11 protein-coding genes are annotated in these 16,319 nt (G+C 44.1%); 5 read left to right on the top strand and 6 right to left on the bottom strand.

Annotated features, from left to right (window positions below):
- The first annotated feature begins 22 nt into the window (after nucleotides 1-22).
- Nucleotides 23-2,686 carry a TonB-dependent receptor gene (locus ACEN82_RS06125; protein WP_413318143.1) on the top strand — a complete coding sequence of 888 codons (2,664 nt, stop codon included), beginning with the start codon at nucleotides 23-25 and terminating at the stop codon, nucleotides 2,684-2,686.
- A 4-nt stretch (nucleotides 2,687-2,690) separates the two neighbouring features.
- Nucleotides 2,691-3,512: a DUF4249 domain-containing protein gene (locus tag ACEN82_RS06120; protein WP_413318145.1), complete on the top strand. Its 822-nt coding sequence runs from the start codon at nucleotides 2,691-2,693 to the stop codon at nucleotides 3,510-3,512.
- A 264-nt stretch (nucleotides 3,513-3,776) separates the two neighbouring features.
- Here the strand turns inward: ACEN82_RS06120 and ACEN82_RS06115 are convergent, their stop codons facing one another.
- A complete protein-coding gene (locus ACEN82_RS06115; RefSeq protein ID WP_413318147.1) occupies nucleotides 3,777-4,337 on the bottom strand; it encodes a hypothetical protein in 561 nt (186 codons plus the stop codon).
- Nucleotides 4,338-4,486: 149 nt separating this feature from the next.
- On the opposite strand from ACEN82_RS06115, the gene ACEN82_RS06110 reads away from it, so the two are divergent.
- From ACEN82_RS06110 to ACEN82_RS06100, 3 genes are read left to right on the top strand one after another with little or no spacing between them, the layout of a single operon-like run.
- Complete coding sequence (locus ACEN82_RS06110; RefSeq protein ID WP_413318149.1) at nucleotides 4,487-5,191, top strand: 3'-5' exonuclease; 705 nt, start codon at nucleotides 4,487-4,489, stop codon at nucleotides 5,189-5,191.
- Entirely contained in the window at nucleotides 5,175-7,082 is a 1,908-nt protein-coding gene (locus ACEN82_RS06105; RefSeq protein ID WP_413318151.1) for a DUF294 nucleotidyltransferase-like domain-containing protein, read from the top strand. Before ACEN82_RS06110 ends, ACEN82_RS06105 begins: the two co-directional genes overlap by 17 nt.
- Before the next feature lie 3 nt (nucleotides 7,083-7,085).
- Nucleotides 7,086-7,403 (top strand): GIY-YIG nuclease family protein, encoded by a 318-nt coding sequence (locus ACEN82_RS06100; RefSeq protein ID WP_229701582.1) that lies wholly within the window; start codon nucleotides 7,086-7,088, stop codon nucleotides 7,401-7,403.
- A 216-nt stretch (nucleotides 7,404-7,619) separates the two neighbouring features.
- Here ACEN82_RS06100 and ACEN82_RS06095 read toward each other — a convergent pair whose 3' ends face one another.
- From ACEN82_RS06095 to ACEN82_RS06075, 5 genes are all read right to left on the bottom strand, one after another.
- Nucleotides 7,620-8,687 carry a glycoside hydrolase family 76 protein gene (locus tag ACEN82_RS06095; RefSeq protein WP_413318153.1) on the bottom strand — a complete coding sequence of 356 codons (1,068 nt, stop codon included), beginning with the start codon at nucleotides 8,685-8,687 and terminating at the stop codon, nucleotides 7,620-7,622.
- A 97-nt stretch (nucleotides 8,688-8,784) separates the two neighbouring features.
- Nucleotides 8,785-9,939 (bottom strand): glycoside hydrolase family 76 protein, encoded by a 1,155-nt coding sequence (locus ACEN82_RS06090; RefSeq protein ID WP_413318155.1) that lies wholly within the window; start codon nucleotides 9,937-9,939, stop codon nucleotides 8,785-8,787.
- A 66-nt stretch (nucleotides 9,940-10,005) separates the two neighbouring features.
- Complete coding sequence (locus tag ACEN82_RS06085; protein ID WP_413318157.1) at nucleotides 10,006-11,142, bottom strand: SusE domain-containing protein; 1,137 nt, start codon at nucleotides 11,140-11,142, stop codon at nucleotides 10,006-10,008.
- Nucleotides 11,143-11,185: 43 nt separating this feature from the next.
- A complete protein-coding gene (locus tag ACEN82_RS06080) occupies nucleotides 11,186-12,814 on the bottom strand; it encodes a RagB/SusD family nutrient uptake outer membrane protein (RefSeq protein ID WP_413318159.1) in 1,629 nt (542 codons plus the stop codon).
- 11 nt (nucleotides 12,815-12,825) lie between these two features.
- Nucleotides 12,826-16,188 carry a TonB-dependent receptor gene (locus tag ACEN82_RS06075; RefSeq protein WP_413318161.1) on the bottom strand — a complete coding sequence of 1,121 codons (3,363 nt, stop codon included), beginning with the start codon at nucleotides 16,186-16,188 and terminating at the stop codon, nucleotides 12,826-12,828.
- Nucleotides 16,189-16,319: the final 131 nt, after the last annotated feature.

The raw sequence follows: 16,319 nt of genomic DNA, 5'->3' as shown, positions 1-16,319 counted from the left end.
ACACCAACAATTTAAAGCAACTATGAAAACCAACAGACCGGCATGGCCCTCCATGCTGATTTGCGAAATACCGCGAATACCCTTCCGAACGGCACTCTGCATGTTGTTATTTTTAATGATGGCACTAAGCAAAGCACAAGCCCAGGGGCCTTTAGATAAACCCGTTACTATAACCATAAACAACGAACCGCTTAAGCAGGCTTTGGATAAAATCACAGCTGCCTGTGGCGTAAGGTTCACCTATAATGAAACAGTTGCCAAAAGCACTGTTAAGATCATTGTCAATGCCAAAAACCAGCCTTTGGGCGAGGTATTACGCAAGACCCTTGCTCCGCACCCGTTTATTTTTACGGTGCTTGATAATGAAATATTGATCAAATACGATGCCGGCAAGGTAAAAAAGCAGGCAGCCGCCGGCACTGATGGCAAATACACGGTAAGCGGCACCGTTAAATCAAAACAAACCGGCGAAACGATTATTGGCGCAAGCATTAGGGTTACCGATGCAAACTTTGGCACATCAAGTAACGAATACGGCTTTTATTCGCTTACACTGCCTGCCGGTGACCATCAACTTTCGGTAAGCGCTATGGGGCAAAAAGCCGCGGTTGTTCCGGTATCATTAGCCGGTAACCTTCGTTTAAATATCGAATTGGAAGACAATGCCCAGCAACTGCAGGAAGTAACCGTTAAAGCAGTGCCTGCCGGCGCGCGCGACCTGGCCAGCCCGCAAATGGGCATTGAGCACCTCAGCATCCAGGAAACCAAAAACATTCCCGTACTGCTTGGCGAGCGGGATGTAATCAAAACCATCCAATTGCTTCCTGGCATCAAATCGGCCGGGGAAGGCAGCGGCGGGTTCTTTGTACGCGGTGGCGCAACCGACCAAAATTTGATCCTGCTGGATGAGGCTCCCGTATACAATGCATCGCATTTGCTGGGTTTCTTCTCCACCTTTAACTCGGATGCCATCAAGAACATCAATATTTATAAAGGCGACATGCCCGCGCAATATGGTGGCAGGCTTTCATCTGTACTGGATATTAAAATGAACGATGGTAACAACCAGAAGTTTGGCGTAAGCGGCGGCATTGGCCTGATTGCCGCGCGCATCAATGCCGAAGGGCCTATTCAAAAAGGCAAATCATCTTTCCTGATTTCCGCACGGCGTACTTATGCAGATGCTTTCCTGGCCTTATCAAAAGACAGTATTGCCAAAAAAAGCCAGCTTTATTTTTATGACCTTAATGCCAAAGCCAACTATGTTTTAGGCGATAAAGACAGGTTGTTTGTTTCGGGATATTTTGGAAAGGATGTGCTTAAGGCTGCCGATATAGCCGGTATTAACTGGGGCAATACAACGGCTACCCTGCGCTGGAACCATATTTTTAACAGTCAGCTATTTTCAAACACCTCGCTCATCTACAGCAATTATGACTATAAGCTTAACATTAAGCAGGATGTAAACGAATACAATATTTATTCGCAGATCCGCGATTTTAACTTTAAGGAAGACATGCAATGGTATGCCGGCGGCAAAAACACCATCAGCTTTGGTGTAAACAGCATTTACCATACCATTAAGCCGGGCGAAATTTCGGCAACAGGTAACTCTGGCGTTATATCTCAAAGCCTGCAAAACAGGTATGCCCTCGAAAACGCCGCTTATGTTACCGACACATGGAAAGCAACAGACCGCTTTACCCTAACCTATGGGGTACGCCTGTCGGCCTTTACCATTCTTGGCTCAGGCGATTATTATGACATTGATGCTGACGGGAACATCGTAAGCTCTAAACATTACACTTCCGGCCAGGAGGTAAAAACCTACATAAACCCCGAGCCCCGCATTGCAGCGGCTTTCCAGCTAAATGATGTTAGTTCTATCAAGGCATCGTACGCGCGGAATGCGCAAAACCTGCATTTGATCTCCAACTCAAACTCGGGTTCACCAACGGATAAATGGGTGGCAAGCACTAATATCATTAAACCGGAAATTGCTGACCAGTTCTCTGTGGGATACTACAAGGATTTTAACGAACACAACTATGAATTTACCGTTGAAAGCTATTACAAAAAGCTGCAAAACCAGATAGATTACCGCAATGGCGCCAATGTGTTCACCAATCAACCCATAGAAACACAGTTACTTTTTGGAAAAGGCCGCTCCTACGGTGCCGAGTTTTTGCTGAAGAAGAAAACCGGCAGGCTTAGCGGGTGGATCAGCTATACGCTGTCAAAATCTGAACGGATGATTGACGGCATCAATAACAATCAGTGGTACAATGCCCGGCAGGACCGCACCCACGACATTGCCATTGTAGCCATGTACAAAGCCAGCGAAAAATGGACATTCTCGGCCAACTTCGTTTACTATACCGGCGATGCCGTGACCTTTCCGAGTGGTAAATACCAGGTTGACGGCGTAACTTATTACTACTATACCAACCGAAATGCCGACAGGATGCCGGCCTACCACCGCTTAGATTTAGGGGCAACCAGGCAACTCAAAAAAACGGCGAAGTTTCAATCTGATCTGACATTCAGTTTGTACAATGCATACGGTAATCCAAACGCTTACCGCATATTTTTCCGCGATAACAAGACCGATGCAAGCCGTACCGAGGCGGTGCGCACTACCCTGTTCACCTTTGTGCCTTCGGTTACCTATAACTTTAAATTTTAAGCCGATGAAAAACACTATAAAATATATAACTATCCTGCTTTTTGCAGCAAGCCTAAGCAGCTGCGAAAAGGCCATCGACCTGAAACTGAAAGATACCACCCCGCAATATGTAGTTGAAGGTGTATTAACCAACCAGGCCGGCGGCTGCAAAGTATTATTAAGTAAGACCAAAAACTTCACCGATAACAATGACTTCAATGGAATAGGCGGCGCTACCGTTACCATTGCCGATGATAATAACAATGTTTACCCGCTTACAGCTACAAGTACCGGCACTTACCAAAACAGTACCCTAACAGGCACCCCTGGCCATACCTATCAGCTTAGTGTGAGTGTTAATGGCAAAACATTCACCTCAAGCTGCTTGTTGCATCCCGCCGTTCCGTTAGATAGTATTTACCTGGTTAAAGACGAACTTCAGAATAACAAGGACGGCACCCCGCGTAAATATGTCACCGTGCGATATGACGACCCTATAGCTACCAAAAACTATTATCGTTTTGTTCAGTATGTAAACGGCCGCAAAGAAGAAACGATCATGCTGGAAGACGATGAATTTACCAACGGGCAGGAGGTGAACAACAACCTCAGGTTTGACAACAGCAACGATAACCCGGCACGTGATATCCGCCCCGGCAACCAGGTAACCATCGAAATGATGAGCATTGACCAGGCGGTTTACAAATACTTTTACAGTCTTAGTAACAGCGCCAACGGCGATGGCAATAACGCCGCCCCGGCAAATCCACTAACCAATATCAAAGGCGGTGCGTTGGGTTACTTTAGCGCGCACACAGTGGAGAGGAAGGTGTTGACAGCGCCGTAAGCCCGCTTCCTAAAGAAAAACCTGTAATCTGGTTCAAGTTTAGCGAGAGCGTAACTTTTACCCAAACCGGGGAATCATTCTGCTTCCCCGGTTTGGGTAAAATGCCCCCCTTATTCAATCCGCTTCCAAACAAGGATTGTTTAATTCAAGCTGAAAGCTTAAACCATTTTAGGACGAAGTTACGCTATCGCTAAACTTCGACCAGTAACAGTGGCAACTTATACATTTCCGACTGCCGACGCAATATTTTTACGCCTATTGCAGTTAACGCTCTGTATATAAAGACTTTTTTACTGTTTTACAATTAAAAAAAAGGAACACACTTATCATCAACATGATCAAATTTATCTGAAAAGACAATTGAGGATATTTAGTATTGTCGTAGAAAAACAGTTTAATAACTACATTAAAAACATCGTAATAAAAACCGTAATCAAGACCACCCCAATTCTTTTTAAAATAAACTGATATATCAGGGCCTAAATTATTGCTAATGATAACACCTCTCCCGCGAAACTCAAGGCCAGAAATTAAACTATATATTGCGTTCGCAAGTAAAATCAATTTATAGCCATTTTCGGATTCTTTTTTGAACAAAAAGAATAAATTAACCACAACAACAAATAGATTAATCAACAAAACAGATATAAAGAAGATATTGAAATTTCCTATTATTTGGCCGATTTTTGTAATTAAACCAAAAAGGGTCACCAAACCAATAAAAGTTAAATATATTATCAAAGCCTTAATAAATTTGATCTTCTTATTCGTCATCATGTTTTCCTGTAATTGTATATTACGAATATGCGAATTTAAGCCAAGCATTGAATCTTCTTTTAGATCAGCGGCCTTTTTTTCTATGGGATTTTAAATTAATGATCTGATTTAATTCCTTAATGACTTTCGACCAATCAATGATCTTAAAGGCAATTCACACTGTTACCATCATTCAAATAAATTCATAAATTTAGCATGTGCAAGATTACCTTTTATTCATAGATACCGAAACCTCCGGCTTGCCCAAAAAGTGGGACCTGCCCTATTGTGATAACGACAACTGGCCCTATGCCCTGCAGGTGTCGTGGATCGTGTACACCAAAGATATGCAGGAGATAAAGCGCGAAGATCATTATATTAAAGACAATGACTTTACCATCAGTCCAAAAGCATATGCTGTTCATGGCCTTACGCAGGAGTATTTGGTTGAGCACGGCGAATGGCGCAAAGATGTAATGACCATGCTGGCTAATGACCTGCTTGAATATGAACCATTGGTAATAGGTCACTTTATTGAGCTTGACTTGAATGTTGCCGGCGTTGAGTTTTACCGCACAGGGATCACTAATCCGCTTCAAAATTTAAAAACCTTTTGTACCATGCTGGCTACCACCAAATGGGTACAAAACCCGCAGACCAAGTATTTAAGGTTAAACCAACTGTACGAAGTACTGTTTAACAAAACATTCGACAGGCAGCACAACGCCCTTGAAGATGCCGAAGCTACCGCCGAATGCTTTTTTGAGATGCTGAAACGCGGCGATATTAGCGAAGAGAGCGTAGAGCACCAAGAGGTTTACCTGCAAAAAATCCGCTCCGAAAAAAAATACCTTTTACCCGCAGCCATCATTTTAATTTTGATCATCATCATAGCTTTTTGGTTATATGGTTCAACGTCTTGAATTTTTAAGTAAAGTATCCCCTTTTAATCTGCTTCCAACAGAAGTATTGGAACAGGTTGCCGACCAGTTGCAGGAGATCCGTTATAGTAAAGACACGGTTATTTACCAGCAGGAAGTAACCAAAATGCGCGGCGTGGATATCATTGCCGAAGGCGAATACGAATCCTTTTTTTATGACACCCAGCAAAATAAGCGGTTGTTGGAGTATCATCATTCGGGTTACTGCTATGGAGGTATTTCAGTATTGCTTAACCGTAAACAGTCTATCCGGACGGTAATAGCCAAAAAGGGCACAACCGTTTTCTTTTTACATCGCAAAGATTTCCGGTCGCTGTGCAAAGCTTACGAAGACTTTGTACAATATTTTACTGCCGATTTTGGTAAACGGATGCTTAATGATGAGTTTGCCCATTTTTATAAACGCCCGGCAACGTTTGAAGAAAGCTACATAGCTTCCGAACAAATGTACTCGCGTAAAATTGAAAGTATCGAATACCGCGAGATAGTATCCTGCCCTCAAGGGACCCCTGTTTATGAAACGGCCCGCCTAATGGCTAAACATAAGGTAAGCTGCATTTTTATCCGCGATGAGCAAGTCAAAATTGTAGGCTATGTGACCGATATAACCCTGCGCGATAATGTAGTTGCAAAACAGGCAGATACCACCCAACCGGTCGGCAACATTATGGATAATCCCATCGTTTGCATCAGCACCAACGCTTATGTATACGAAGCTATCTTGATGATGTTCCGTACCAAAACGCGGTACCTGCTCATCAAAAACGGAGATGAATTTGTAGGCAGCATCAGTAGGAATAAATTATTGTCCGAGCAGGCGCAATCGCCCCTGGTGTTCATTCAATCGGTAAAACAAGCCATTTCAGTACAGGAGCTTAAGCGCAAATGGGAATCGGTGCCGCAAATGGTTACGCAATTGCTTGGCCGTGGTGTAAACGCCGAAATTGTAAACCAGGTGATCACCACTATTGCCGATACCATCGCCATAAAAGTGATTGAAAGCGTTATTGCAACTATGGGACAGCCGCCTGCCAAATTTGTTTTCATGGTGCTTGGCAGCGAAGGCCGTAAGGAACAAACTTTTAAAACCGACCAGGATAACGCCATTATTTATGAAGATAAAGCCAACGAGCAGCGTGAGTTAGTGCGCGAATATTTCCTGAGCTTTGCGCAGCAGGTATCCGAAAAGCTTGATCATATCGGCTTCAGCTTTTGTACCGGCGGCTACATGGCCCAAAACCCCAAATGGACGCACTCCCTCTCCCATTGGAAACGCAATTACGAAAGCTGGATGACCGAGGCCGTACCCGAAACTGTAATTCAGTTCTCTACATTTTTTGACTGCCGATACCTCTATGGCGAGGCCAGTATTATGGATGAGCTCAAAGAATTTCTGGATGAGGAACTGCAAAAGCCGTTGGGCAAGATCTTCTTCCACATGGCTAAAAATGCTTTGCAATACGAGCCGCCCCTCACCTTTTTCAAAAACATCAAAACGTTCACCAAAGGCAGCCAGGAAGTTTTCGACATTAAAAAATCAATGACCCCTATCGTCGACCTGGTGCGAATGTACGCCCTGCGCCACCGCATTTTTGAGGTTAATACAGGCGAGCGGTTGAAGGCGCTAAAAGAGAAAGGTGTGTTCAATGAAAAAGAGGTTCATGAGCTGATCCAGTCGTACTATTTTTTAATGGGCCTGCGCCTCCGCAACCAGGCCTCCCAAATTATCCGGGACCGCACCGAACCCGACAACTACATCGATCCGGATAAACTCACCAAAATTGAAAAGGTAGCCTTAAAGGAGATTTTTAAGACGATAGATAACTTTCAAACAAGGATAAAGATGGAGTTTACGAATAATTTGTTTGGGTAAGGGATGATAAACGTTGGCCTGAATCAATATCACGTTTATATATTGAAATGTGCTGATGGTTCGTACTACACTGGAATAACTAATAATATTGAGCGAAGATTGATTGAGCATCAATCCGGCGAGAACCCCGCTTGCTATACTTTTAAACGACGACCATTGAAATTGGTTTTTAATGAAGTATTTAATGACGTTAATCAAGCAATTGCATTTGAAAAACAAGTTAAGGGCTGGAGGAGGGAAAAGAAAGAAGCTATCATAAACGGCACTTGGGATCTTTTACCGGAATTAGCTAAAGCAAAAAATAAAGGCCTGTTACCCTGAGCTTGTCGAAGGGTCGCGCGCAGAGGCCTGCCCTCCATACTTCGACGGGCTCAGTATGACACCCATTTTTTAAGTTGTCATGGGTAGGCTCTCGAAGCATGACAACCGTTTTATTTTCGTGGGCGGGCCTGTCACCCTGAGCCTGTCGAAGGGCGCGCGCAGAGGCCCTATCTGCCATGCTTCGACTGGCTTGGCATGACGGGCGGTAATCTTACCTTATACCCCCATCTCCTCCAACCTCGCATAAATCTCTATCATCGCTGCCTGGTCTATCAGGCTTTTGATGCGATGCTGGCCGAGCAGGTTTTTATCGTTCCGTTCCTGTTGCCATATACGGTTAGCGTCGTCAACAAAAAAACGAAATTGTGTTTTGTCTTTATCAACACGATATAATTCCTGGTAGCCACGAAGTAAAACCGCATTGAACCAATAATTGCCGGGCAGCCGGTTGTTACGGTAAAAATATTGTTCGGAAGCTTTGGCTATGCGACGGGCCTCGGTCAGGTATTTTTTATCATGGGTGATGTTATAGAGCAGCACATTGGCTTGCAGCATAGCACCCGCATTGTATGTATAAATGGCCGAATCGATCTTTAACGACGGCACCTTTATGTTGTCATAAAATAAGCCGGATGGCGCCTGCAGGTTTTTGTTTGTCCAGTTATAAGCCAGTAAAGCTATGTCTAAATATTGTTTACGACCTGTTGCTTTGTACAGCTGCAAGGCCACCAATATCCCCGGACCATTTGAGCAAGTGTTTTTACTTTTCCGGTTGCCTTCTTCCCAATAAAAACCACCGCCTGCCTCATTGGTATAACCGGTTAGTAAAAAGCGGTAGATCATTTTAGAGGTTTCCAAATACTGTTTGTTATGGGTACGGTTATAGGCATCCATCAGGGCAATGGCCACCCACTCGTTATCATCATAAAAACGCGAATCCTGTTTTTCCTTTGCTACCATGGCCTGGTAAGCCGGTGCAGGTGAACGAGGCGAATAATATTGCTGGATAGCAACCATAACAGGCTTAAGATATTGTTTGGAAGGTTCCAGCACTTCCATTTCATTAGCAGCCTGCACCAGGGCACAAAGTGGCCACAAAAACGAATGGTTGCCCTTATTCTCTGCCGAGTCGGTAGTTTCAAGGTACAAGCCGTTCTTCGGACCAGCAAAATAGCTGTTGATGTTTCGGTTAATGATCTTTATCCGCTCTTTGTAATTAGGTGTTTGGGCACTCGTACTAAAAGCTACGATAAGACAAAGCAGGGCGATAAGTTTAATTTTCATAGATAATTGTATTTAAGACAGGTATAACTCAGGTACTAAAATAAGCCATAAAAGTGGTTGAATCCTTTTATGGCTTTTATTGTTACAAAGCTGTTGTTTAAAATTTACCGGCCGCTTTCAGCGTTGCGGCAGCTTCAACCATCATTACACCGCTTAACTGGGTGGTAAGATCCGTAGTACCTGATGGCTGTTTTTTCCAATCGGGACTGATCATGAGTGACGGACGTTCGATACCTGCTGTATAAAGTGTTTCGGCATTAAATTTCAGGAAGCTGATAAACTTAGTCTTGTCGGCTTCAGCAATATCGGGGTCGAGGGCCAGCAGTGTAAGATACCTGATCAGGATTCCCTTAAATAAACCACCGTCGCCCTGCCCTTCCGATTTCAGGATGCCGCCGGGTGAAATATCTGTATCATTAATGGTGGCATTGGCTGTGTTTACCGCATCGGTAAGGTAAGCAGCATCTTTGGTAACGTGATAAAGTTCTAATGCAGCCCCGATAAACACGCCCTGGTTATAAGTAAACTTCCACTTGCTGATCTGCCCGTCGCCATTGGCGTTGATACCATCCCAGATAATGCCCGAAGGATCAAGCAGGGTTTTCTTGAGCCAGGTATATAATCTTTTTGCTGTCGCAAGATCAGCCTCATTTTTTTCCAAAGCATATAAACGGGCCGCAAAGATGATGGCCGGAGCATTTGCAGGTGTATTTTTATAATCCAACTGATTTTTACGCCAGGCTATGCCGCCGCCCTGGTTGCTGTTTTCGCCGGTTTGAATATCTGTCCAAAGCGTGTGGGCTGCCGTTAGATAAGCGGCATCCTTTGTAGCATTGTAAGCCCTTAATGTAGCCAGATCCAGCCATTCCATATCATCGTAAAAATTATTGGAAAGACCGCCGTTAGTAGTTTTTATTCCGGCTAAAAGCGAGCTCATTCTTTGCTTGTAGATATCATTATTGGCGCGCAGGTAGGCATCGGTAAAAATATCAAGGGTATGGGCATTAGGCCAGTAATTAAAAGTGGTACTGCCGGCATTGTTCGCCACAAAATAATTTCCGTTTGCCGATATGAAGGTTGTGTATGTTTTTTCCTGTAATGAATCGGCTGTTTCGGCGTACTTATATTGCACCTTTGCCGAAGCTTTATTGCCGTACAAGGGGAAAGGCTTATCCTTTAAACACGATGAAAAAGTCATGGCTATGCCGCCCATAAGGACAGCAGTAGCTATGTTGAGCAATTTATTTTTCATAAAATATCTTTTATCGTCAACCTGCCGCCATATTTTAACAACACGGCGGCAGGTAGGCGGTTAATATTATTTAACAGTAACAGAGTGGGTATAAGCAGCAGCATCAGCGCTAAAGTCAACTACGATATCGGCGTTGTGATTATCGGCTGCACCGGTAAACTTAAAGCAGAAATCATATTGCGAGTTGTTAACCGGCACCATGTACCAGAATGATTTGGCTGTATTGGCATCCGGACGACTGTTATCCGAATTTTTGCTGCCATAAAACTGAGTTGTAGTGTTACCGGCCGCATCTTTAAAGGTAAAGCGGAACTTGTAACGCTCATCCCTACCCCATGATTCCTGGTGAAATACAATAGAAGCGTTATCTATTTCCCATTTACCACCGGCTTTGTAAGGCAGCGGGAACCATACTTTATTATCTGCCGCAAACCATAAACCAACCTCAGTTACTTCGGTTATAGTAGCCGATGCAGATGTAAAGTCAACTACGATACGCTCGACTTTAGTTGCGCCGGTTACGGTAGTGCTACCATCTTTCAGCAGCTTGATACCATCGATAGAATAGGTAGCGGGCGTGCCTGTGTTACGCTCGGCGAAGTGATAAGTACCTGCTTTTAATGAAGTCCAGGCCTCAAATACACCAGCAGCAGTTTGTTTAAAATGTACCGCTTTGCTTAAGTCTTCGCCGCCTTCGGTAGCCGAACCTGTCAGGTACAGATCGGCAGGAATATCTGTAAAACCCGCAGCACGCTGCACTTCAATAATACTTGATACAGTCGCTTTAACCACATTGATACCTTTCGACGACATTACGGTCCACTTCAATTTACCGGTAGCCTGCGGCTGGATCCCAGCCAGATCAGCAACCTTGTTCAGGTCTTTGTACGAGATGGTAAGCTTGTTGTAGAGTCCGTTAGCGTCAGATGGAATAGTATAAATTGGCTTTGAAAAATCGCCGCCTTCTTTATCGAAGGCAACTTCGTACAAAACCAGACCGTTGTCTTCGGCATGGGCTTCGGCCCATTCAAATGTGGCCGAACCGGTTACCGGCTCCAACTGGATGAATTTGTTATTTGCAGGAGCAAAAAGGTTGGTTACTGCCGATACCTGTGTATGTTGTAAGGTTTTATCCTTTTTGCAGCCTGTTACCATTAAAATGGCTATGATGCCTGCCATGAGGCAGTATGTAATATTTTTCATGATCGTAATTGATTATAATGTCTTTTTATAAATAATTAATGATTTACCAGCCCGGGTTTTGAGTTAGGTTAGGGTCAACAGCGCGCTCATCGCGAGGGATTGGCCACAGGTAGTTTTTACCTTTGTCAAATGTGCGCAGGTTGGCCCTGATGTAGCCATTATCAACCGATGCCGGACCAAATTTGGCTCCGTGCGCCCAACCATTCAATACGGTTTCGGCGGTGTGCCAGCGGCGGATATCAAATACCCGCAGGCCTTCCATAGCCAGCTCTACGCGGCGCTCGTTACGAACAATGTTCCGTAAATCTGCCTGTCCGGCTCCGCTGAAATTAAGTGCAGGCGCATCGGTAAAGCCGGCGCGGGCGCGTAAGGCTTTGATTGTTTTATCCCAAACACCGGCATCCAGTTGGCCAAGCTCATTTTTAGCTTCGGCATACATCAGCAACACATCGGCATAACGAATTAATATTAGGTTTAATCCCGACTGAAAATTGGTGGCAGATGTAGGATCATAATACTTACGCGTGTAATAACCAGTTGGTGAACTTACCTTTCCCGGAGCATATTCATCAAGCTTGGTAGGAGCAGGATCATCGCCCGGTTTGGTATATATAACCTGTGTTGTGTTATCAGGCTTTTTCCATTGATAGCCATTGTAAACAATAGTGTTGGTTAGACGTGGGTCGCGGTGAACGTACGGATTGTTTTCGTCGTAGCCCGAACCTGCATCAGATATTTTTTTTCCGTTATCCATCAGGTAACTGTCCACCAGTTCCTGGGTTGGCGCAAGTGCATTCAAACGCGCGCCCACGGCCAGCGGGGCCATATCAAAAAAGTTGCTATAGGTACGCACAATAGGTACATATTCCAGGTCAAGCATTACCTCGCTGTTATATTCGTTTTGCGGCAAAAACACACCTTCATATGAGGGGAACAAGCTGTATGTACCATTACTATTATCGTTCATCAGCTTTTCGCAGGTGGCGGCAACTTCCTGCCAACGGCTTTCATATAATAACACCCTTGCTTTAAGGGCAATGGCAGCGCCTTTAGTGATACGCCCTCTGTCGGATTCTTTATAAGCGGTGTTCACCGGCAAATCGGCAGCCGCAGCATCAAGTTCTTTTAAAACAAAATCCACTACCTGAGTCTTCGGCGTACGTGCAACTGTTTTTGATTCTTCAATTGTAATATCGTGATCAAATAAAGGCACATCCCCCCACCAGGTCTCCAGCATAAAATAATGAAAAGCACGAATAAACCTTGCTTCAGCCTTCATACGGGCTTTCAGCGTTGCATCCATAGCGGTAACCTTATCAACATTCTCTAAAAAGATATTGCAAGTTTTTATGCCACTATAGTGAAAGCCCCATTCCTGTTTGATACGCCCCAATGATGGATCATAGGTGCCTGCGGCAAGCGAGGCCACACCCTGGTTGTCGCCACGGCCATTGTATGCATTATCCGACGCTCCTTCATTATAAAAGAAATAGTCGTTATTATACATTTGAGTATAGGCCGTATTAAGTACACTGCCGGCCTTTTCAGCTGTTGTCCAGAAATTGCTATCGGTAAATTTGTTTACCGGTGCCAGGTCAAGCTTTTTACAAGCCGATACCAACCCAGCAAGTAGTAAAAAGAAGGCAATTTTATGTGTTGATTTTTTTTTCATGATGGATAGTGTTATAAGGTTACATCTAAGCCAAAACCATAATAAATTGGTGTTGGATAAGCGCGCGCGCTGTTTGCTCCATTTGCACTAAGGTTATTGTTGAACTCGGTCGATTCAGGATCTATAAACTTCACACCTGAAAAAGTGAGTACGTTTTGACCGGATACATAGGCCCTCAGTTTTTGTAAGCCCAATTTCTTTGACCACGTAGCAGGTAAGGTATAACCAAACTGCACATTTTTCACCCGCAGGTATTTGCCATCAAACAGGTACATGTCTGACCCTCGCCTGAAGTTATTTTCATTCGATTGACTGCCGCTGGCCGCGAGTCTTGGGTAACGTGCGTCTGGGTTTTCAGGAGTCCAATAATCTAACTGGTGCTGATAAATAACCTGCGAATAATTTACGTGGAAGGGCTCAACCTGTTCGCCTCTTACAAACATGCTCCGCTTGCCCACGCCCTGTAAAAACAGGTTGAAGTCAAAACCTTTAAACGTAACGTTATAGGTAAAACCGAAAGTCAATCGCGGGAATGGGTTGCCTAAAACAAACTTGTCGTTATCATCTATAACACCATCACCGTTAACATCCACATAACGATTGTCGCCAGGCGAAACAGTTAGGCCGGCTGGTTTAGGGCCTGTTTGGATATCATGGAGATTTTGAAAATAGCCATCGCGTTTTAAACCCACATACGAACCAATAGGCAGACCAACGCGGTTAATAACCTGCATCTCATCGTACGTTTTTAACTGGTCGCCGCCCTCAAGGTATAAAACTTTGTTTTTACTATCGCCCACATTAAAGCTAAAGGAATGCTTAAAGTTTTGAGTGGTCAAATAATAATTAACCGTAAGTTCCCAGCCGTGGTTTTGCACCTTCCCCGCGTTATAACTTGGTAGCCCGGCGCCGAAAGTTCCGGGTACAACCGGCGGCAACAGGATATCACGGGTTGTTTTGTTGAAATAATCAACCGATACACTTAAACTGTTTTTAAAGAAATTGGCATCAACGCCGGCATTAAATGTTGCCGCGCGTTCCCAACGCAGGTTTGGATTGGCAAAATCAATAGTTATGCCGCCAACGCCGGAGTTATTGAACCCGTAAGGATTGGGATTGATTGTTCCATCTCCATTGCGGTATGGCCCATAAGTACGCAGATACTGATAATCGCGCACACTCTGGTTTCCCAAAATACCATATGAAGCCCTTAACTTAATATCGCCTAATTTATCGCGATAGTTTTGCATAAAGGCCTCTTCTGTTAACCTGTAACCGCCCGAAACCGATGGAAAAAATGCGTTACGATTTTGTGTATTGAATTTGGATGAAGCATCCAAACGGAAATCGAACTCGCCGTAGAGCTTGTTTTTATACGAATAGTTAGCCCTGCCAAATAACGAGTTAAGACTGGTTTCTACCGTATTATTATTGGTGTTTGATGACGCCGGGTCGATAACGGTACCTGTAACTGGGGTGCCTAACTCGGGGTCGGTATACTTTAAATAAAGCCTGTTTGATTTATTAGTGGTCGATTCATTAGCAACACCAATAAGCACATCAACGTTATGCGATTTATTAAAGGTTTTAGTATACTGCGCCAGGAACTGTGCATTGGTAAACAGGTTTTTGTCGTTTTCGTCGTTGGTGTTTCTATCCGCGCCATAGGTGCCCGACGGATAAAAATTAACCTGCATTACCCTTCCAAACATGTGGTTTGAAAGCAAAGTACCACCAAATACACCTTTTAACTTCAGGTCTTTAGTGATGGAAAGTTCGGCATTAAGATTTCCAAATATGTTATCATTATCGCGTAACCGATAGCCACCTTTTTCGAGTATGCCCAACGGGTTAAACTCGGTAAGCACGTCATTGGTAAGGTAGCGGCCCTGGTCGTCTTTGATCTTATAATAAGTAGGTGTACGGCCGGCATCAACAATAAGGGTACCGGTGTTGTATGAGTGTTCTTTAATTTCAGTACGTGAGTAAGCAAGGATGCCTGTTAGCTTAAGTTTACCATAATTGCTGGTAAGGTTCATCCTGTGATTGTAACGCCTTAAGCCATAATTGGGGCCAACAAGGTTACTTCGCTGGTCAGTAACCCCGGCCGATACCAGGAACGTAGTAGTGGCGTTTCCGCCGGTTAAAGCCAGGTTGTGATTTTGCTGCCATGCATCTTTTAAAATTGCATCCAAAAACCATTGCTGATCGCCTTGCTGCTGAAAGTCACGAATTTGCTGCGGACTGTAAATAGGCTGCAAACCGGCATTCACCACAGCCTCGTTACGCAAAATGGCATTTTCATAACTATGCACCGGCTTGTACCCAACATGCGGTGATTGGATGCCAGCCTGCCCATTATATGAAAGCGTTGTACGCGAATTATTTTTTCCTTTTTTAGTGGTAACCAAAATAACCCCATTGGCCGAGCGTGAACCATAAATAGCAGCCGAACCGGCATCCTTCAATACCGAAACACTTTCAATATCTAAAGGGTTGAGCAAGTTGATATCGCCGCCCGTAATACCATCAATAACTACCAACGGGTTATTATCATTCAAGGTACTCATACCCCGTATATTAATATTAGCGTAAGCGCCTGGCTCTGAACTGGTTTGCTGGATGATAAGGTTTGGGGATGTTCCCTGCAAAGCTTGTGTCAGGTTAACCGATGGTTTCGTCTCGATAGCCTTCGAGCTGACCTGGTCAACCGCGCCAATAACATTGGCACGCCTTTGCGTTCCATAACCAATAACTACCACCTCATTAAGAGAAGTTCTTTCAGGAACCAATTGCACGTTCAGCGTAGTTTGGCCACCGACAGGCTGTTCCTTTGTGGTATAACCAATAAAGTTAAACACCAGTACAGCGTTAACATCCGGAGCATCAATAGTGTAATTGCCGTTAACGTCAGTTACTGTGCCAATAGAAGTACCTTTAACCCGAACGCTCGCGCCGGGTATAACTAAGTTGTTTTCGTCGGTAACTTTACCTTTAATTTTGATGGGTTGCCTGGGGCCTTGTTGTATGCCTCCCGTACTGCTTTCAATCTCGGGCTTTTCATCAATAACTATAACATCGTCAATGATCTTATAGCTGAGATTAAAGGGCGTTAAAACCTGGTCAAGTACTTCCCTGATACTTTTGTCTTTAACCCTAAGGCTTATAACATAAGTTGGTTTAAGTACATTATCGGCATAGGCAAATTTGATATGCTTTTGGTTCGAGATCTTATCCAGCGCATCGGTTAGCTTGGCATTTTTGAGCTTGAGCGTAACCGATATATCCAGAAATTTTTGCCCGAACGAGTTGTTTGCCACGGCCGTAAAGCACATGAGGCAAACCACAAAGCAGGCAAGCGAGGTAATTTTCATTAATATTAATACATGACGAATTACTCCATTTGAAAATAGAGATATATTCATAGATTTGAGAAAATTAAAGTGTTTGAAATTCAAGTGCTTCGTTCTGAATTGGACCTCTAAACGCTGCACTTATTAATAAC

The sequence above is a fragment of the Mucilaginibacter sp. Mucisp73 genome (assembly GCF_059491465.1).
This window is presented reverse-complemented; position numbering and strand designations above follow the sequence as displayed.